The sequence below is a fragment of the Shewanella sp. Isolate11 genome (assembly GCF_022398315.1).
Taxonomy (GTDB): Bacteria; Pseudomonadota; Gammaproteobacteria; order Enterobacterales; family Shewanellaceae; genus Shewanella.
In genome coordinates this window covers 20,721-40,293 of sequence record NZ_JAKEVF010000005.1, presented here as the reverse complement: position 1 = coordinate 40,293, position 19,573 = coordinate 20,721, and the positions used below count along the sequence as shown (strand labels likewise).

At 45.1% G+C, this 19,573-nt stretch carries 16 protein-coding genes; 12 read left to right on the top strand and 4 right to left on the bottom strand.

All coding sequences use genetic code 11. The features are described from left to right. Window positions 1-271 precede the first annotated feature (271 nt). Window positions 272-1,597: an amino-acid N-acetyltransferase gene (argA, locus tag L1D21_RS12690; RefSeq protein WP_239845638.1), complete on the top strand. Its 1,326-nt coding sequence runs from the start codon at window positions 272-274 to the stop codon at window positions 1,595-1,597. Window positions 1,598-1,717: 120 nt separating this feature from the next. Continuing rightward, complete coding sequence (locus tag L1D21_RS12685; RefSeq protein ID WP_239845637.1) at window positions 1,718-2,257, top strand: hypothetical protein; 540 nt, start codon at window positions 1,718-1,720, stop codon at window positions 2,255-2,257. Here the strand turns inward: L1D21_RS12685 and rarD are convergent. Beyond that, window positions 2,237-3,121, bottom strand: coding sequence for an EamA family transporter RarD (gene rarD, locus L1D21_RS12680; RefSeq protein ID WP_239845636.1), 885 nt, complete (start codon window positions 3,119-3,121; stop codon window positions 2,237-2,239). The genes L1D21_RS12685 and rarD overlap by 21 nt on opposite strands. Before the next feature lie 171 nt (window positions 3,122-3,292). Continuing rightward, a complete protein-coding gene (locus tag L1D21_RS12675; protein ID WP_239845635.1) occupies window positions 3,293-3,754 on the bottom strand; it encodes a thioesterase family protein in 462 nt (153 codons plus the stop codon). Window positions 3,755-4,102: 348 nt separating this feature from the next. Here L1D21_RS12675 and recQ point away from each other — a divergent pair, with 348 nt between their 5' ends. Further along, on the top strand, window positions 4,103-5,935 hold the full coding sequence (gene recQ, locus L1D21_RS12670) for a DNA helicase RecQ (protein WP_239845634.1): 1,833 nt from the start codon (window positions 4,103-4,105) through the stop codon (window positions 5,933-5,935). Between the two features lie 65 nt (window positions 5,936-6,000). Here the strand turns inward: recQ and L1D21_RS12665 are convergent, their stop codons facing one another. Next, entirely contained in the window at window positions 6,001-7,740 is a 1,740-nt protein-coding gene (locus tag L1D21_RS12665; protein WP_239845633.1) for a histidine kinase, read from the bottom strand. 511 nt (window positions 7,741-8,251) lie between these two features. Between L1D21_RS12665 and leuA the strand changes: the two genes are divergently transcribed. From leuA to glpK, 7 genes are all read left to right on the top strand, one after another. Next, entirely contained in the window at window positions 8,252-9,823 is a 1,572-nt protein-coding gene (gene leuA / locus L1D21_RS12660) for a 2-isopropylmalate synthase (protein ID WP_239845632.1), read from the top strand. A gap of 53 nt (window positions 9,824-9,876) precedes the next feature. Continuing rightward, window positions 9,877-10,971, top strand: coding sequence for a 3-isopropylmalate dehydrogenase (gene leuB / locus L1D21_RS12655; protein WP_239845631.1), 1,095 nt, complete (start codon window positions 9,877-9,879; stop codon window positions 10,969-10,971). Continuing rightward, complete coding sequence (leuC, locus tag L1D21_RS12650) at window positions 10,971-12,371, top strand: 3-isopropylmalate dehydratase large subunit (RefSeq protein WP_239845630.1); 1,401 nt, start codon at window positions 10,971-10,973, stop codon at window positions 12,369-12,371. Before leuB ends, leuC begins: the two co-directional genes overlap by 1 nt. Before the next feature lie 8 nt (window positions 12,372-12,379). Then, the gene (gene leuD / locus L1D21_RS12645; protein ID WP_239845629.1) at window positions 12,380-12,985 is read left to right on the top strand and encodes a 3-isopropylmalate dehydratase small subunit; all 606 of its coding nucleotides are present in this window, start codon (window positions 12,380-12,382) and stop codon (window positions 12,983-12,985) included. Between the two features lie 583 nt (window positions 12,986-13,568). Beyond that, on the top strand, window positions 13,569-14,921 hold the full coding sequence (locus L1D21_RS12640; RefSeq protein WP_239845628.1) for an outer membrane protein transport protein: 1,353 nt from the start codon (window positions 13,569-13,571) through the stop codon (window positions 14,919-14,921). Between the two features lie 236 nt (window positions 14,922-15,157). Next, window positions 15,158-15,634, top strand: coding sequence for a nuclear transport factor 2 family protein (locus L1D21_RS12635; RefSeq protein ID WP_239845627.1), 477 nt, complete (start codon window positions 15,158-15,160; stop codon window positions 15,632-15,634). A gap of 69 nt (window positions 15,635-15,703) precedes the next feature. Further along, a complete protein-coding gene (glpK, locus tag L1D21_RS12630) occupies window positions 15,704-17,197 on the top strand; it encodes a glycerol kinase GlpK (protein ID WP_239845836.1) in 1,494 nt (497 codons plus the stop codon). A 2-nt stretch (window positions 17,198-17,199) separates the two neighbouring features. On the opposite strand, the gene L1D21_RS12625 is transcribed toward glpK, so the two are convergent. After that, window positions 17,200-17,490, bottom strand: a complete 291-nt coding sequence (locus L1D21_RS12625; protein ID WP_239845626.1) for a hypothetical protein — start codon at window positions 17,488-17,490, stop codon at window positions 17,200-17,202. A gap of 636 nt (window positions 17,491-18,126) precedes the next feature. On the opposite strand from L1D21_RS12625, the gene mraZ reads away from it, so the two are divergent. Both mraZ and rsmH read left to right on the top strand, forming a co-directional pair. Then, window positions 18,127-18,585, top strand: coding sequence for a division/cell wall cluster transcriptional repressor MraZ (gene mraZ / locus L1D21_RS12620; protein WP_239845625.1), 459 nt, complete (start codon window positions 18,127-18,129; stop codon window positions 18,583-18,585). A gap of 32 nt (window positions 18,586-18,617) precedes the next feature. After that, a complete protein-coding gene (rsmH, locus tag L1D21_RS12615) occupies window positions 18,618-19,559 on the top strand; it encodes a 16S rRNA (cytosine(1402)-N(4))-methyltransferase RsmH (RefSeq protein WP_239845624.1) in 942 nt (313 codons plus the stop codon). Window positions 19,560-19,573: the final 14 nt, after the last annotated feature.

Here is a 19,573-nt window from a genome sequence, read left to right as displayed (position 1 = left end):
GCCTTGCTTCAAAAGCGCTAAATTCTCGCTGAGCGATCACCTCTTTAGACTGTTTGGGATAACAATTTAATTTCAATGACTAATTTTTTCGGCCTTGTCATAATTCTTTTCGCGCTAATCCATTAAACTGACTATTCTTTCTTCATTAGTGACAGATTGTATTCAATAAAAATAAATGCTTTAAAAGTGAATTTAAATGCAATATTATTGGGTCTTTATTCCTATGCGGTTTATGCTGCGGCATATTTATTAAAATATAGAGGTTACGCGGGTGCGCACAACTGAGTTGGTTGAAGGTTTTCGTCATTCTGCTTCTTATGTAAATGCACATAGGGGCAAGACATTTGTGGTTATGTTAGGTGGCGAAGCGCTGGCACAAAACAAAATTCGCTCGATTATCAATGATATTGCCTTGCTTCATAGCCTGGGGATCAAGATAGTTTTGGTTCATGGTGCTCGGCCACAGATTGATGAAGCTTTAGCCATCCATAACCTGAAACCGGAATATTACAATGGTGTGCGGATTACCGATGATGAGTCACTAAAAGTTATCAAGCAGGTGGTGGGCGGTTTGCAGCTGGATATCACCGCTCGTTTGTCGATGAGCCTGAGTAATACCCCCACTCAAGGGGCTGAAATTAACGTGGTGAGCGGTAACTTTGTTATCGCGCAGCCTTTAGGTGTCGATAATGGAGTCGATTATTGCCTCAGTGGTAAAGTCAGACGGATTGATGTTCAAGGATTAAAGCGTCAGCTCGATAATCACGGTATTGTGCTGTTAGGTCCTGTTGCAGCTTCGGTTACCGGTGAGAGCTTTAATCTCACCGCTGAAGAGGTTGCCACTCAAATTGCAGTCAAACTCAAAGCCGATAAGATGATTGGCTTCAGTGAAAAAGAGGGGATTCTCGACGCCAATGGCGAGGTCATCGCCGAATTGATTCCAACGGATGCGCAGAGGATCATGTCGGAACTTACCGAAGAAGATAACTGGTGTGTCGGTACACGCGCCTTTTTACAGGCGAGCATAGATGCCTGCCGTAATGGGGTCTCTCGTTGTCACTTTGTCAGTTATCTCGATGATGGTGCGCTGCTACAAGAGCTTTTCTCTCGTGACGGTATTGGTACTCAGATTGTGATTGAGAGTGCTGAGCGGCTTCGTCGTGCGACCATTGCAGATATTGGTGGCGTTATCGACCTGATTCGTCCATTGGAGCAAAGTGGAATACTGGTTAGACGCTCCCGTGAACAGTTAGAGATGGAGATCGAACAGTTTATGTTGATTGAGCGCGACTCACTAGTGATAGGCTGCGCGGCGTTGTATCCGTTTGAGGAGGATAATGCCGGTGAGTTTGCTTGCTTGGTGGTGCATCCAGATTATCGTGATGCCGACAGAGGCAGCGTGCTGCTGAAAAATATTATTAATCAGGCTAAAGTACGGGGTTATTCGAGATTGTTTGCCTTAACGACCCGCAGTATTCACTGGTTCCTCGAGCATGGTTTTGAGATTGTTGATGTGGACGCGTTGCCCAATAAGAAAAAGCAGCTCTACAACTATCAACGTAAATCTAAGATCCTGGCGCTCGATTTGTTAAGTTAACATTCAATATTCAAACCACGCTTCGGCGTGGTTTTTTCATTTTATAAGGGGTTATCGTACTTGTGATTTAACCGTTAAGCGATTATTTTGATGACTCATCTTTGCTAACAGTCGATACAAATGACCAACCAAATATTTCAATTTATCCCTTTCGACTTCCCTACATTAGCCGCTTATATCTCTCTGCTTCTTGGTATCGGTTTAATCGTCTTACTGGTTAAAGTGAAACCTATGCCTGTGTCCGCTAAATCAGCATCATTAGGCATGGTGATTTTTGTCTTAGGGCTGTTAATTTGGACCTTTATTAAGGCGTACAATGCCAATGTTATGATTAACGGCGATAAGTTGCTGGTGAATATCCCATTGTATGGCACAGAGTTGGCGTTAAGCAGTTTACAACTGGATAAGGCACAAATTATTGACTTGAGTGATAGCGATGCGCCCAAGTTCAAATATCGTAGTAATGGCATGTCGCTGATGAGTTACAAGCTAGGTTGGTTTAAATTACAAGAGTCGGTTAACGGCAATGATAAGGCGCTACTGTCAGTGTCTGACAGTAGCCATGTATTAGTGATCCCAACCAAAGAGGGATATATACTGATATTGAGTGTTGAGCAGCCTAAAGCGTTACTGGAGAGCTTAACGGCGGCGACTGTTTAATCCCATATCTAGACTAAAGACCATCAAGGCACTCCAGATAAATGCGAAGGTAATGCCTTTTTCCAAGTCGAAGGGCTCATTGAATAACATAACCGCCAGAATAAACATGATACTGGGGCCGATGTATTGGAAAAATCCCAGCATAGATAGCGGAATACGTGTCGCTGAACCGGCAAAACACAACAGTGGTACAGAGGTAACAACGCCAGCTGCAATCAGCAATAGATTCATGCTCATAGGATTGGTTAACATACTTGCGCTGGCAGTATCTAAGGTGGCTAATAGATAAATTACCGCAATTGGCAGGAGTAATGCGGTTTCGACCAATAGCCCGGTTTTTGCATCGACATTGACCTTTTTTCGCAGTAAACCATAAAACCCAAATGACGCGGCAAGGGCGAGAGAAACCAGTGGAATTGAACCGAAAGAGATAAGCTGGATCAAGACTCCTAAGCAGGCTAAAGTCACTGCAAACCATTGTAGTTTACGTAAGCGCTCGCCAAGAAAAATCATTCCCAACAACACATTAAAAAGTGGATTAATAAAGTAGCCCAAGCTGGCATCTAACATGTGGTCATTGTTGACCGCCCAGATGAACAGTAGCCAGTTTCCGGCAATCAGGGTGGAAGTTACTGCCAAGACACCGAGCTGCTTGGGTTGCTTAAACAGTTGTCTTAACTTGCCAAAACCACCGATAAACTGCATCAGAATGATCATAAATACAAATGACCAAATCACCCGGTGAATTAAGATCTCTGTGGCCGAAATATGCTGCAGTAATTTGAAATAGATGGGGGCAATGCCCCACAGGCAATAGGCACAAATAGCCAGCATAATGCCTTTACGATATTCGGTGTCGGCCATAACTTTAGACTTCTGGAAAGTTGAAGGAGCCGCATTGTAGGTTGCTAAGGCAGTAGACTCAAGAGTACCAGTGCTAAACCAAGTATAATGTAGGCGTAGCGTTTAGGTGACACTCAGGTTTACAGTAACGCAAACTCATTAAATTTTGATAGGCAGCTTGCTACTAGGTGATTATCCCACCATATAAGTGCCTGTTCCAAAAGCGATATGGTCGCCTTGTTCATTGTGTAGTTCCATGCGGCAAACCGAGACTCGGTTGCCTGCACGGATAACGGTACCTGTGCCAGTGAAAATGTTGCCCTTGCCGGGGAGTAAATAATCGACACGCAGATCTATGGTACCTAAGGTTTGTAGCCGTTTAAGTAATTCATCGGCTTGCCAATCATCGCGACTCGCCGCTAAGCCAGAGAAAGCAGTTAAACCGCCAACCACATCGAGCACTGTTGCAGTGACACCGCCATGTAATATTTGCTGATGAATATTGCCGATCAGCTCACTTTTCATCTCAATGACGACTTCAACGCCTTGGCTGTCATAGCGCTGAATGTTGAGTCCGAGCAAGTTATGAAAGGGAACTTTAGTGTCAAATACTTCGGCGACTTGGCTAAGAATCTGTTGGATTTCAGTGGTCATTGGTCGTCGCCCTTCCTTGTATCAGCATAGTAATAGAGTAAATAACCTAGCGCCTAACAAGGGAGAATGACAAGTTTTATATTGCAATCGGCTTAAGTAACCTGAGCTCTGGATAAGCAGAGCGCCTTGATATGCCAAAAATCTGCGCATTCAGTCAGAAAATAGACTTTCCTTTTCGAACTAACCTTTTATAGCATTGAATTAGCTTGTTAAATTTAGATTTTTCGACACTCGTTATCCCGAGTTCAGGTTAAGTAACAAATAAAGCCGACTAAATCGAGTCCTAGCCGAGACAACTGACGTGAGCTTGATTAGAATAGGCGGCCCTATTGATGACGACGATGAAAGATGGACGTTAAAGCTTGCCCAGTAGAGACCATAGATCAAGATCCGCTCGCGAGCTGTTTGCAGGCGGTTTTTGGCTATCGTACTTTTAGGCAAGGTCAGCGAGAGGTGATTGAACAAGCCTGTTCGGGTCAAGACTCTTTGGTGATTATGCCCACTGGTGGCGGTAAAAGCCTGTGTTATCAATTGCCTGCTTTATTAATGTCTGGAGTCACCATTGTCGTTTCGCCGTTAATTTCGCTGATGAAAGATCAGGTGGATAGTCTTAAGCAGATGGGTGTCGCCGCAGGGTACTTGAACTCCTCGCTGTCTCGCGAAGATTCTATGGCGGTGTTTCAGCAGCTGCATCGGGGCGAATTAAAACTGCTTTATGTGTCGCCAGAACGCCTATTAACCGCAAATTTTATCGAACGTTTACAACACTTGCCTCTGTCCCTTTTTGCTATCGATGAGGCCCATTGTATTTCGCAGTGGGGACATGATTTCAGACCCGAATATGCCGCTTTGGGTCGCTTGCGACAGTTGTTTCCTCATGTGCCCATGATGGCGTTAACCGCAACGGCCGATCAGGCGACTCGGGAAGATATTTGTCAGCGATTAGGCGTCAATCCGTTTGTGTTACTTACCAGCTTTGATCGGCCAAATATCCGTTATACGGTTGCCGAAAAGCTCAATGCCGCTAATCAGTTAAGGCAATTTATTCAGGCTCAGAATGGCAACAGCGGCATTATTTATTGCAGTAGTCGCCGCCGAGTCGATGAGGTCGCTGAGCGTTTGACACTGCAAGGCTATAAAGCCGAAGGTTACCATGCGGGTAAAACCCAACAAGAGCGTGCCGACATTCAGGAGCGCTTTTTAAAAGATCAGCTTGAAATTGTGGTTGCCACGGTTGCTTTCGGCATGGGGATCAATAAATCCAATGTTCGTTTTGTGGTGCATTATGATATTCCCAAAAGTGTCGAAGCTTATTATCAAGAAACAGGCCGTGCGGGTCGTGACGGTTTAGATGCCGAAGCCTTGATGTTGTTCGATCCTGCCGATATTGGCCGCGTGAGGCATTTAATCGAACAAGCCGAACCTGGGCCACAACAGCAAGTAGAGTTTCATAAACTCAATACCATGGCCGCCTTTGCCGAAGCCCAGACGTGTCGCCGTCAGGTGTTGCTGCACTATTTTGATGAAAGCGCTTCCCAGCCCTGTGGCAACTGCGATATCTGCCTCGATCCACCTCAGCGTTATGATGGTGTCGAAGATGCGCAAAAGGTGTTGTCCTGTATTTTTCGCCTACAACAAAAGTTTGGCATTAATCACCTTATCGAAGTGCTGAGAGGTTCAAAGTCGGCGAGTGTTATCGACAGAGGCCACGATAAATTGTCGACCTGGGGTATAGGCAAAGATAAAAGCCATGAATTTTGGTTGAGTATTATTCGGCAATTAATCCATCTTGGTTTTGCCAGTCAGGATATCACTCGTGGCTCCTCGGTAAAATTAAATCCCCAGGCCCGCAGCGTCTTAAAAGGTGAGGTGGCATTGTTGCTTGCTGAGCCACGACTTAGCGTCACAACGGATGTGAAGCGCAGGACGAATAGTCGTGCACAGCTCAATTATGATCGTAAGTTATTTGCTCGTCTGAAGTTGCTAAGACGCAGTTTGGCCGAAGAGTTGGATGTGCCACCCTATTTGGTCTTTAACGACGCGACACTTGCCGAAATGGCCGCGATGCTGCCAACCAGCCCGGCTGAAATGCTGGCGGTTAATGGTGTCGGTGAAACCAAACTTAATCGTTTCGGTGGCGAATTCCTCGATGAGATAAGTGACTATCTCACTCAAGCTTAAATAACCTGAACCACTTAAGTTTTGCACTCTGTAAATCGCTATTTATTCCTACAACAGTGATTCATTCAGATATCGTTGTAACGACTGAGCTGGTCGACATTGGCGCGTTTTATCATCGATGCCAGAGTGTCATGATGTTGCATTGAAGCAATCCCAATAGCGACTTTATTACCATTTTGCCAAGGCTTAAGGGCCGTCTTTAGCGCCTGAACTAATGCTTTGACTTCGTTTTCAGAGGAGAATGGCAACATGATCATCAATTTCTCCCCTCTGTTGTTGAGCAAGATATCTTGCTGACGCAGCTGTTTCTCTACTTGAGTGATGAGCTTGTCCAGCTCAATTATGGGAATATGTTGAGTGTTAAGTAGTAACAGGTTGATGGGGTAATTGAGTTGTTTGGCGGTGGACAGTAAGACATCCATTTTTTCTTTTGCGGTTAAGGGGGCGTCACCTTGAGGCTGCGGTGCTTGGGTATTCTTTTGTCTAAAACGAGACAGTAAGGTAAACAGGCTTAATATAAACAACAGTAAGAAAATGCCAATCAGGGCGTAATTATCGCGCAATTGTTGCTTGAGTTGGGCTGTTTTGGGTTGCTGTTGTTGCGCCAGCTGTTGATACTGACCCAGTTGAGCTTTTATTTGTGATAAGCGGGTTTCTTTCAAATATTCATTTTTACTTTGTGTGCTCTGATAGCGTTTGAGCTGATATCGATAAGCCTGCTGAAAATCGTTGGCTTTAGCGAAGTGTTCACTGAGAATGTGGTAACAATGCTCGAGCTCATCATGTTGATTGGTTCGCTGTGCAATTTCTACAGCTTGTTGCATCAGGTTTAAGCCTTGCGCTGTTTCTCCATCGGCTAATAAAACCTGTGCAAGTAAACGGCTGGCATTGAGACTATCGTTAATTTTTTTCTGTTTATCGAATGTGTTAAGTGCAATGGTGAGTAATTGAATGGCACTTTTAGGGTTGTCTCGCAGAAATTCGACTTCGGCCAATTGGGTATAACTTTCAGCAAGTTCTGCGGCGCTGGCTATCTGGGGAATTAAGGTTTGCGCCTGAGATAGCGCCTGATCTCTAAAGCTAAATTCTTGATTAAAATGGGCAATCTTAGCGATAACTAACAATGTGTTGAGTCTTACTTTTCCCTGAGTTTGACCCAAATCTAAGGCGAGTTTAGCTGTGGTAAAGGCTTGATTTAGCTGCCCCTTTTTATGCATCAATTCGGCTAAGGCTAAATAGATATAAGCCTCTGGCGATGTTATCCAATTTTCAGTTTGTTGCTGGATATCGGGATAAACATCACGTGCCAGTCGGAGATCTTCAAAGGCACTATTATCATTATCGGTATCAGTATTGATTTTGCCCCTTAACAATAATCCCTGAACCAATGACTGAGCTTGTTGTAATTCGCGGGCTTGAAAAATGGCGCTATCGAGCAGACTTAAAGCATGGCGTATATCGCCGTATTTGATATAGGCTTCAGCCATGCAATTTAGGAAGTAGGGCCTAGCTTGAGGAATATTAAGTGTTTTAGCTTTAGCATCGTTGAGGCGTGCAAGATTGATAGCGGCTTCATTTTCGCCAAGCTGCACATAAGTTTCACATTGAATGAGGGCAAATTTGAGCTGTTGTTTTTCGGTCCAACTGACTGAAACATTGTTGTTTTCTAGCACGGTTATTTTTGACAAAGCATCGTTGGGATATTGATAAACTGTAGCTGCTAAGTCATCAAGTTCTGTCATAGTGTCTGCCCATACGGGAGCCAGCCAGAGGCTGAAACATAGCACTATGAAACGAAAGTCCATTTTAAAACTCCAAATAAAACCCATTAAAGATATTCCATCGACGCCATTATACTGATTTTTTATATAACATTGCATAAAAATCATGGAGGTGTGATTAAACAGAGCCGAGCTAATATTCATGGTGAAGTATGCTGAATATGAGGACCTTGATAATTATTGCGAAGAATATTATTGGTTTTTTGACTAGGTTGATGATGTTTTATGCTGATCAATTATCAAGGAGAGCAAAAATAGGGTTGACTATTCGGGCTGCACAAGTTAAAAATTAATCGTTCCAACGAAAACTAATGAATAAATAACTAACTTTTTTGAATATACACATGACTATAAACCGTGCACTACTCAGCCTCCTTATTCTCTTACTCGCAGATTCTGCGCGGAGAATGTAGTGTTGCACGCTTAAAACACACCCAGCATTCATAAACCCCGCGCATCAACACCGCGGGGTTTTTTTGTTTTTGGACTTAATTAACACTCAAGATAGAACTTAAATGTTCCATGGAGAAGTAAGATGTCTAACCGAGTGATCATTTTTGATACGACGTTACGTGATGGTGAGCAAGCATTAGCAGCAAGTTTGACAGTCAAAGAGAAACTTCAAATCGCCTTGTCACTGGAGCGTCTAGGTGTAGACGTGATGGAAGTAGGATTTCCTGTTTCTTCTCCTGGTGATTTTGAGTCTGTGCAAACCATCGCTCGCATGGTTAAAAACAGCCGTGTTTGTGCCTTAGCCAGAGCGCTTGAAAAAGATATTGATGCCGCCGCTCAATCGTTATCCGTCGCTGAACAGTTCCGGATCCATACCTTTATTTCCACCTCAACCATTCATGTCGAAAGCAAGTTAAAGCGCTCCTTCGATCAGGTATTGGATATGGCTGTGGGAGCAGTTAAATATGCTCGCCGTTTCACCGATGACGTCGAGTTTTCTTGCGAGGATGCTGGACGTACGCCTATCGACAACTTGTGCCGCATGGTGGAAGCTGCGATTAAAGCCGGTGCTAAGACGATTAATATTCCCGATACCGTTGGTTACACCATTCCCAGTGAATTTGGTGGCATTATCGAAACCTTGTTTAATCGCGTGCCTAATATCGATCAGGCGGTGATATCAGTGCATTGTCACGATGATTTGGGTTTGTCTGTCGCTAACTCTATTACAGCTGTGCAGCAAGGTGCGCGTCAGATTGAATGTACCGTCAATGGTATTGGTGAGCGTGCAGGTAACTGCTCTCTTGAAGAGATTGCAATGATCTTGGCTACTCGCAAAGACTCTTTAGGACTTGAAACTGGTATTAATGCCAAAGAGATCCATCGTACCTCTAAGTTAGTGAGTCAATTATGCAATATGCCAGTGCAAGCCAATAAAGCGATTGTTGGTGCGAATGCTTTTACCCACTCTTCAGGCATTCACCAAGATGGCATGCTAAAAGCGCAAAATACCTATGAGATCATGACTCCTGAAAGCATCGGGCTTAACCGCAATAATCTGAATATGACTTCCCGTTCAGGTCGTCATGTCATTAAGCATCGTATGGAAGAGATGGGTTATGGCGAACAGGATTACGACATGGATGCCCTGTATGAAGCTTTCTTGAATCTAGCCGACAAAAAAGGCCAAGTATTCGATTATGACCTAGAGGCTTTGGTGTTTATGAAAGCTCAGGCAGAAGATGAAAATTTTTATCAATTAAAGCAGTTAGTGGTTCATTCCGATTCGACACAAGGTAAAGCTACCGCCACAGTCACATTGGCCATTGGCGACGATATTGTTACCGAGGCGGCTACGGGTAATGGCCCTGTGGATGCGGCTTACAATGCAATTACTCGTGCTAGCGACTGCAGAATTAATATTTCTAGCTACAAGCTAAGTGCCAAAGGTGAGGGGCAAGATGCACTAGGTCAGGTGGATATTACCGCCAATTATCATCAGCAAAACTTCCATGGTTTAGGTTTAGCGACCGATGTGGTCGAAGCGTCTGTTCAGGCGTTAGTACATGTGATGAATCTAACCTGGCGTGCAGATAAAGTGGCTGAAAGCAAAACTAAAATACAGCAAAAGCGCGCGGCATTAGGCGGCGTATAAATCGCGTTATCCGAACGATATATTTAAACAATTGAGCAGGGAGTGAGTGTCGAATGAGTTATCAAGTAGCAGTACTTGCCGGAGATGGAATTGGACCAGAGGTGATGGCCGAAGCACGTAAAGTATTGGCCGCAGTCGAGGAGCGTTTTAGTCTCGATATTGAATATAGCGAGTACGATGTCGGTGGCGCTGCGATTGATAATCATGGCTGCCCATTACCTGAAGCGACGCTTAAGGGCTGTGAAGCGGCTGACGCTATCTTATTTGGCTCAGTTGGCGGTCCTAAGTGGGAACATTTGCCGCCAAATGAGCAGCCAGAGCGAGGAGCCTTGTTACCATTACGAGGGCATTTCGAACTGTTTTGTAATATGCGTCCGGCTAAGCTTCATCAAGGGTTAGAGCATATGTCTCCCTTGCGCAGCGATATCTCAGAACAAGGCTTTGATGTCTTGTGCGTGCGTGAGCTGACGGGCGGTATTTACTTCGGTAAGCCGAAGGGGCGTCAAGGTGAAGGTGAAGCCGAAGAAGCTTTCGATACCATGCGTTATAGCCGCAAAGAGATCCGCCGTATTGCCAAAATCGCCTTTGAGGCGGCGCAAGGTCGTCGTAACAAAGTCACCTCGGTAGATAAAGCCAACGTATTGGCTTGTTCGGTGCTGTGGCGTGAAGTGGTCGAAGAGGTGGCAAAAGATTATCCCGATGTCGAACTTGAACATATTTATATCGACAACGCGACCATGCAACTTCTGCGTCGGCCATACGACTTCGATGTCATGCTGTGTTCCAATTTATTTGGTGACATTATTTCTGATGAAATCGCCATGTTGACTGGATCTATGGGGCTACTGTCTTCGGTGAGCCTTAACAGTAACGACTTTGGTTTGTTTGAGCCTGCGGGGGGCAGTGCTCCTGATATCGCTGGGCAAGGCATTGCTAATCCGATTGCACAAATTCTGTCAGCGGCGTTATTGCTACGTCATAGTTTGAAGCTAGAACAGCCGGCGCAGGCTATTGAAGCTGCGGTGGCTAAAGCATTAAGCGATGGTTGTTTAACCGGAGAGCTATTACCAGCCAGTGAGCGTGGTAAGGCAAAATCAACTCGTGAAATGGGCGATTATATTGCTCAAGCAGTAAGAGAGGCAAACTAATGGCTAAGACGCTTTATGAAAAGGTATGGGACAGCCATATTGTAGCCGCACCACAAGGTGAAGCACCGTTGATCTATGTTGACCGCCATTTGGTGCATGAGGTGACATCACCACAAGCTTTTAGTGGACTAAAAGTGGCTGGGCGTAAATTACGTGCGCCAGAAAAAACCTTTGCCACTATGGATCATAATACCTCGACCAAGAGTGCCAGTTTAGATGCGTTAAGCCCGATGGCACGCACTCAGGTGGAAACTCTGGCAAAAAACTGTGAAGAGTTTGGTATTCGACTATATGATATTCACCATAAAAATCAGGGTATTGTTCATGTAATGGGGCCTGAGTTAGGTATTACATTACCTGGCACAGTGATCGTTTGTGGCGATTCACATACAGCTACCCATGGTGCTTTCGGTGCCTTAGCTTTCGGTATTGGCACTTCAGAAGTTGAGCATGTAATGGCAACGCAAACTTTACGTCAGCTTAAAGCCAAGACCATGAAAATCGAAGTTCAGGGTCAGGTGGCCGATGGCATTACTGCGAAAGATATTGTGTTGGCGATCATCGGTAAAATCGGCATGGATGGCGGCACTGGTTATGTGGTGGAATTCTGCGGTGAAGCGATTCGCTCTCTGTCGATGGAAGGTCGCATGACTGTGTGTAATATGGCTATTGAAATGGGGGCTAAAGCGGGCATGGTTGCTCCTGATGACACTACGATAGCTTATTTACAAGGCCGTGAGTTTGCGCCAAAAGGTGCCGATTGGGACAGTGCAGTTGCTTACTGGAAGACGCTTAAAAGTGATGACGACGCGGTATTTGATGCTCACGTCCTATTGAATGCGGCCGATATTGCGCCGCAATTAACTTGGGGAACCAACCCTGGTCAAGTCGTAGCCATAGATCAACCTGTACCAAATCCACTGGATGAAACCAACCCTACGGTGCGTACCAGCATTGAGAAGGCATTGGAATATATTGCGCTGGATGCCGGGACTCGGATGACAGATGTCAGTATTAATAAAGTCTTTATCGGATCTTGTACTAATTCACGTATCGAAGATCTACGCTCGGCAGCAAATCAAGCCAAAGGCCGTAAAGTGGCCGCGGGCGTGACCGCCATTGTGGTTCCGGGTTCTGGTTTAGTGAAGCAACAGGCTGAAGCCGAAGGATTGGACAAGATCTTTATTGAAGCCGGATTCGAATGGCGTCTACCGGGCTGTTCTATGTGCTTAGCGATGAATGATGACAGATTGGAAGCAGGCGATCGCTGTGCATCAACCAGTAATCGCAATTTCGAAGGACGACAAGGGCGTGGCAGTCGCACTCACTTGGTGAGTCCAGCCATGGCCGCTGCAGCAGCGGTTGCAGGTCATTTTGTCGATATTCGTAAAGATTACTAGGAGTTATCATGCAAGCATTTACTACACATACAGGTATTGCGGCAATCATAGATAGCGCCAATATCGATACCGATCAGATCATTCCTAAACAGTTTTTGTCAAAGGTGACCCGCGATGGTTTTGGCGTGCACCTGTTTCACGACTGGCGTTATCTCGATGATGCTGGCGATCAGCCTAATCCTGAATTTAGCTTGAATCAGTCTCGTTATGCAGGTGCTTCTATCTTGCTAGCTAAAGAAAACTTTGGTTGCGGTTCCAGTCGTGAGCATGCGCCTTGGGCCTTAGCTGATTTTGGCTTGAGGGTGATCATCGCCCCTAGCTTTGCCGATATCTTCTATGGCAATTCGATTAACAATGGCTTATTGCCTGTTCGCTTGACCGAGCAACAAGTGCAGCAGTTAATGGATGAAGTGCGCGCAGAAGAAGGCGCTGAAATCACAGTTGATTTAAAAGCATTAACAGTGACTTCACCTTCAGGGGCCAGTTTTGGTTTTGAAATTGCGGAGTCAGCGAGACACAACTTACTCAATGGACTGGATGCCATCGGTATCAGCTTAACCTATGCTGAGCAGATTAAGCAGTATGAAACTCAGCTGCCCGCTTGGCGCAGCTAATTTGAAACTATTTGTTGAGTGCTTGCTTGAGCAATAAACTGATACTTTAAACGGCTTGAAGTTTGAAGCCGCTGATTGGTATAAGCTGGCGCACACCTGTACCTAGCTAAGTTAAAAATGATAGCCAGTGAGCCTTTAAGGTTCGCTGGCTTTGTTTTAAACGGTTTTAGTTATTTATTGTCTTTGATTAAATCTATTATAATTCAAGTTCTTATGGCTTTATGTCTTATTGGGTTATCGATATTGATAAGTTTGTAGTGATATATGCTGCCCTTTGTCATCAAATTCAGTGAACATTTGTTATCCAGTAGTGGTCTATTTAATTGCATAAATATCAATATGATAATATTGAACTTTGCTTTGGATAAAATCATCTCAGTGAGTTTTTGTAACATATAGCATTGGTTGTTTTTGTTTTAAAGCGTAATTTCCCAATTTTATCATCTGCTTTGTGCTTGCTTTAGTAGTGTAATAGTCTGAAATTGTTTATTAGCTTGTAAAGATGTTCTGTATCAGTAGACTGCGCCCACTGTTAAATTGGAGTTAATACTCTATTTGGTCTAATAATAACAAGTGAGCCATGATGAAAAAGCGTATTGTTTCTGTCGCAGTGGTTGCAGCGATCACCGCACCTGTATTACAAGTTCAAGCAGCAGGTTTTCAACTTGCTGAATATTCTGCAACGGGTTTAGGCCGTGCATTTGCCGGTGAAGCGGCGATAGCGGATAACGCCTCAGCGCAAGGCCGTAACCCCGCGATGTTGGCTTATCTTGAAGGTCGTCAACTGTCTGCTGGTGGCATTTATGTTATGCCAAATGTGAATGTTGATGGTCAGGTGACTCTAGCCTCGCCATTACTGGGTTCGCAAACAATGACTGTCGATGCAGATGCTGAAGATGTCGCTGACAGTGCTTTGGTGCCTAACTTCTATTATTCAAACCAACTCAATGACCAATGGACTTGGGGTTTAGCTCTTAATTCTCACTATGGTTTATCGACTGGCGTCGATAGCCTTCATGCAAGCGCGATTTTTGGTAATGAAACTGCTGTTACCACAGTCGAGTTTAATCCTAATCTGGCTTACAAAGTCAGTGATGCGGTATCTGTGGGAGCGGGTTTACGTGTGGTATACGGCGACGGTAAGATTGGCGCAACGGCTCCAGGGTGGATAGACAGCATTAAAGCCATGCCGGGCTTACCTGCACAAGTTACAGCCGCGTTACCCGCGAGCGGAACGAGTCTAAAAACCATGGAAGGCGATGATATTGCTCTTGGATGGAAGCTCGGGGCTAGCTGGCAAATCAATCCTTCTCACCGTTTAGGTTTGGCTTATCATAGTGGGGTTAAGCTTGAGCTAGATGGGCATGCGGCGGGTGTGGTCTATGACGGCGGTCAAGATGTTGAGATTGAAGGTTATGTGCCACTAGAGTTACCTGCCTTTGCAGAGTTAGCTTCTTATCATCAATTGACAGATAACTGGGCGATGCATGCCAGTGTTAATTGGACTCAGTGGAGTGTCTTCGAAGAGTTAGAGGCGTATTTCCCTGGTCAGCAAAAGCCTATAGGCGATATTGATTCTGATTTGGTGAAAGAGGAAAATTTTAAGGATAATTGGCGTTTTGCTGTGGGAACCAGTTATCAGCTTAATCAAGCATGGAGTCTTCGTGCCGGTGTTGCTTTGGATAAAACTGCGGTCGAAGATGAATATCGCACTACGACGATTCCTGATTCTGATCGTATGTGGTTTAGTGTCGGAGCGGGTTATCAAGCCTCTAACAACCTGACCTTAGATCTAGGTGTGACTTATATTAAGGCTTCTGGCGATGCGCCCATTGATGAGTCGATGAATTTACTTAATATAGCGCAGGTGAATTTTAACGGCGAGACCAGTGGTGATGTTTGGTTAATTGGTGCGCAGCTAAGTTATAAAATGTAAATATATCGGTTTTGATGGATAACAATAGCCTGTGGCCATATTGTTATCCTCGAGAGCCCCGCAATAAGCGGGGCTTTTTTATTGCGATATTATTTATTGGATATCTGAACTTCATCGGATTATATTCGTCTAATTCTCAACGAATTTTTAGCTTTGTCTTTTTAAGCCTATTGACTGCAGATGTTCTGGCATCTTAGCCGTTTGCTGTTGGGTGAACATTTAAATAAGAGGTCATTATGAAACCCTTAATCGTCGCGACTGGAATTGCTTTATTTTCGCTTTCGGCTCATGCCGATACCGCTTCATCAACCCTGGTTAAACAATTTATCGATGCCTATAACCAACATAGTGTAGAAACTATGGTGCAATATGTGGCCGATGATGTGCGCTGGATGCACATAACCGGAACTAAAGTCGAAGTTGAAACCTCCAGTAAGGAACAGTTTGGGGCGGCGATGAGCGACTATTTTGAAACCCTGAATAATCCTAAGGCAACTATTGTTGAGCTGATCACCTCGGCCCACTATGTCAGTACCGTTGAGCGAGTCGAGTGGAGCACCGATGGCGAGCAGTTAAGTCAGTGCAGTATCGGTAACTTCAGAGTGGAAAACGGCAAGATTGCTGAGTTTTGGTATCTTCCAGCCCATACCTGCGATGAAGCGACCATAGAGGCCGCCGAGACCGAAGCAGACATGCCGACTAATGACAATTGATTAGGCGAGCTTGCAGAGTAAACCGTTGAAAATTCATGACCTGTTGGGGGATATGTGGCTAACACGCATGTGAAAAATCAATATGTGATCGCATTAGATCAAGGCACCACGAGTTCTCGGAGTATTATCTTCGATCATGATGCCAACATAGTTGCGCTTTCTCAGCGAGAGTTTAGCCAAATCTACCCTAAGGCGGGTTGGGTCGAGCATGATCCAATGGAGATCTGGTCTTCTCAAAGCTCTACATTAATTGAGTCGTTGGCCAGAGCCGGTATTCACAGCGATGAAGTGGCTGGTATTGGCATTACCAACCAACGCGAAACCACAGTGGTGTGGAATAAACACACGGGCAAGCCGATTTATAACGCCATTGTGTGGCAATGTCGCCGCAGTCAACCTTTATGTGAACAGCTTAAGCAACGTGGACTTGAACAGTATGTTAAGCAAAATACCGGCTTAGTGCTCGACCCCTATTTTTCAGCTACTAAGATCCGCTGGATTTTAGATAATGTCCCTGGAGCGAAACAACAAGCCGAAGCTGGCGAGTTACTGTTTGGCACCATAGATACATGGCTGGTGTGGAAGCTCACTGAAGGCCAGGTTCATGTCACCGATCCCACCAATGCCTCACGTACCATGTTATTCAATATTCATCGTCAGGAATGGGATGACTTTCTGCTGAAAGAGCTGGGTATTCCCAAAACCATGTTGCCCGAAGTTAAGCCTTCCTGTGCCGTTTATGGCAAAACCCGTATCGCAGGTGAGGGCGGCGAAATTCCCGTGGCGGGAATGGCAGGCGATCAGCAAGCGGCGCTATTTGGCCAATTGTGTGTCGATGAAGGGATGGCTAAAAATACTTATGGCACAGGCTGTTTCCTATTGATGAATACTGGACGGCAGGCGGTGCAGTCAAATCATGGTTTGCTGACTACCATCGCGATTGGTGCTCAGGGCGAGGTGAATTATGCGCTGGAAGGCTCTGTATTTATGGGCGGTGCAACCATCCAATGGCTGCGAGACGAGTTGGGGTTGATCCGTGATGCTCAAGATACCGAATACTTTGCCCTCAAGGTTGCCGATACCAATGGGGTTTATTTAGTGCCCGCCTTTGTTGGCTTAGGGGCGCCCTATTGGGATGCCAATGCACGAGGAGCGCTAGTGGGATTGTCTCGCGGCGCTAATCGTAATCACATTATTCGCGCTGCATTAGAGGCGATTGCTTATCAAAGTAAAGATCTGCTTGATGCCATGATTAAAGACAGTGGTGTTGTGTTAAAGCAGATAAAGGTCGATGGCGGCGCAGTGGGTAACGACTTCTTGATGCAGTTTCAAGCCGATATTACTAATGTGCAGGTGCTACGACCTGGGATAACAGAGACCACTGCAATGGGGGCTGCCTTCTTGTCTGGACTCGCTGTGGGCTTTTGGCAATCGACTGATGAGCTACAGCATAAGGCTGGTATTGAGCGTAGTTTTACTCCCACTATCACTGCACAAGAGCGTGATAAGTTATACCAAGGCTGGAAGCGTGCGGTATCTCAAGTGATTAACCAAGCGCAGTAAAGCTAAATCTCAATATCGATATGTGGATGTTCTGATGTTGATTGTTGTTCTAGCTTAGCTTGTTCTCGTTGGGCTTTGCCTCGACGATCGCCTTCTTGTTCATTACGAGGCTGGGCGCGACGATCGGGGCGACGACGGCGCTCTAAATGCGGCGGTAGTTGAGATTGCACAGTGTCGTGATTATCTGCTGCAAGCGGATCGATCTCTGTGGTCTGCTCCACAATTCGTTTTCGTTTTTCTACCTTAGTGACTGGACGTGCCAGCATGGCATATAAACTGTCTAGGCTGATCATCTTCTTCCCTTAAATATGAAACAACGCTGTATATATTGTTATATCGGCTAGGGCTGTTCGAATTTTAATCATTTTTTGTATTTAAATGCAATAAGGGGACTTATAAGGCTAGAAAGCATATTGAGTTCTGCGATTCGCTAGTGCTGAAAGGAGGTGATCAATTGGCATGATTGATTGTAAATCAACCACTCAATTACAGATTTGGCGTAGATGAATTATTTTACATGTTATTGCTTTGTGTGGCAGTGAGCTACTGAGGTAGCAACTTGATAATCTCCATAGAGACAGCGGGTTAACACTGTCCCCTCCATCGAGTTTTACGTCAGATAGTTCAAGCTAATTTGAGTTGCTATAACCGGTATTTATTGGGCGAGAGATCCACTTTTGGATCATTTGAGTCGATTTGCCGCGCTCTTTCTGTTTGTTTTTTCAACGTATTAGTCACAGAACTCCACATTTTGTCTACAGGATAACAATGTGAGATAAAATTTATAAACATGCTGCTAACCCGCTTGAATACTGGATTTATAAATAGTTTCATTCCTTGACAATACTTGCATACTATCTCTAAACTTAGCCTTTGTGGGAAATTGTGGATATTTGTGGATCTTTTAATACAAACAAGGACGGGCTAACGTGTTTCGGGGTGCAAGTGCTATCAATCTTGATACCAAAGGTCGGATCGCTATTCCTAAGCGATACCGCGAGACCCTGCACGTCGAATTTAACAGTCAGATAGTGATCACTGTCGATTTCCAATCCAAATGTTTGTTGATTTATCCATTAGAAGCTTGGACCAAAATTGAAGCCAAGTTGGCATTGCTGTCCGATACCCAAGGGCCTGAACGCGCCATGAAGCGTATGTTACTCGGTTATGCCCACGAATGTGAACTCGATGCTAATGGCCGTTTGTTATTACCACCGCCATTACGCCAATACGCCAACTTAGACAAACATGCCATGTTAGTTGGCCAATTAAATAAATTTGAGCTTTGGGATGAGGCTGAGTGGCAGCGTCAGATCGAGCTTAGCCATGAAACGATTCAGAGCGAAGCTTTCGCTGAAAGTGAACGTTTGGCTGACTTCTCTTTGTAACGAAGAGAGCTACTTAAAAATAGAAGAGAGCGATGACTCAAGAATTTGCACACTTATCAGTACTGTTAACGGAAACCGTTGCAGGGCTCAATATCAAGCCTGATGGCATCTATATCGATGGCACATTTGGGCGTGGTGGGCATTCAAGAGAGGTGCTCAAACATTTGGGTGAAAATGGCAGATTAGTCGCTATTGATCGTGATCCCCAAGCTATCGCTGCTGCCGAGCAATTTAGTGATGATAAACGTTTCTCTATCGTTCACGGTGGCTTTGGTCAGTTAGCCCAGTATGTCGATGAGCTCGGGCTTCGCGGCAAAATTGATGGCATCCTATTCGATTTTGGCGTGTCGTCACCGCAACTTGATGATGCCGAGCGCGGGTTTAGTTTCTTACGTGATGGTCCATTGGACATGCGTATGGACAACTCCCAAGGCGAAACGGCGGCGCAGTGGATTGCACGTGCTGAAATTGAAGATATGGCCTGGGTGTTTAAAACCTATGGCGAAGAGAAAAATGCACGTCATATCGCGCGTTGTATTGCTGCCGATCGTGAGAAAACGCCTTTTTTACGCACCAAAGAGTTGGCCGATTTGATTGCGCGAGTGAGTAAGAGTAAAGAGCGCAATAAGCATCCGGCGACACGGGTGTTTCAGGCTATTCGCATCTATATCAACAGTGAATTAGAGCAGATCGATCAGGCGCTTGAAGGTGCGGTAACCGTGTTGGCCCCCGAAGGGCGCTTATCGGTGATCAGTTTCCATTCGCTTGAAGACCGTATGGTGAAACGTTTTATTCGTCGCCATAGCCAAGGAGAGTCGGTGCCTCATGGATTGCCGATCACCGAAGCTGAGCTAAATAAGACTCGTTTATTGAAAGCCGTTGGTAAGGCGACTAAGCCGTCGGCGCAAGAGATTGATCGTAATGCCAGAGCCAGAAGCTCAGTATTACGCGTGGCTGAGAGATTAGCTTATTAATTTTGTCATGGGCA

Bases quoted from the DNA above. Each gene is read 5' to 3' on its own strand.
- recQ (WP_239845634.1), top strand. From the start codon at position 4,103: ATGGACGTTAAAGCTTGCCCAGTAGAGACCATAGATCAAGATCCGCTC.
- L1D21_RS12665 (WP_239845633.1), bottom strand. From the start codon at position 7,740: ATGGACTTTCGTTTCATAGTGCTATGTTTCAGCCTCTGGCTGGCTCCC.
- leuD (WP_239845629.1), top strand. From the start codon at position 12,380: ATGCAAGCATTTACTACACATACAGGTATTGCGGCAATCATAGATAGC.
- leuA (WP_239845632.1), top strand. From the start codon at position 8,252: ATGTCTAACCGAGTGATCATTTTTGATACGACGTTACGTGATGGTGAG.
- leuB (WP_239845631.1), top strand. From the start codon at position 9,877: ATGAGTTATCAAGTAGCAGTACTTGCCGGAGATGGAATTGGACCAGAG.
- L1D21_RS12675 (WP_239845635.1), bottom strand. From the start codon at position 3,754: ATGACCACTGAAATCCAACAGATTCTTAGCCAAGTCGCCGAAGTATTT.
- leuC (WP_239845630.1), top strand. From the start codon at position 10,971: ATGGCTAAGACGCTTTATGAAAAGGTATGGGACAGCCATATTGTAGCC.
- L1D21_RS12635 (WP_239845627.1), top strand. From the start codon at position 15,158: ATGAAACCCTTAATCGTCGCGACTGGAATTGCTTTATTTTCGCTTTCG.
- L1D21_RS12625 (WP_239845626.1), bottom strand. From the start codon at position 17,490: ATGATCAGCCTAGACAGTTTATATGCCATGCTGGCACGTCCAGTCACT.
- L1D21_RS12640 (WP_239845628.1), top strand. From the start codon at position 13,569: ATGAAAAAGCGTATTGTTTCTGTCGCAGTGGTTGCAGCGATCACCGCA.
- rsmH (WP_239845624.1), top strand. From the start codon at position 18,618: ATGACTCAAGAATTTGCACACTTATCAGTACTGTTAACGGAAACCGTT.
- L1D21_RS12685 (WP_239845637.1), top strand. From the start codon at position 1,718: ATGACCAACCAAATATTTCAATTTATCCCTTTCGACTTCCCTACATTA.
- rarD (WP_239845636.1), bottom strand. From the start codon at position 3,121: ATGGCCGACACCGAATATCGTAAAGGCATTATGCTGGCTATTTGTGCC.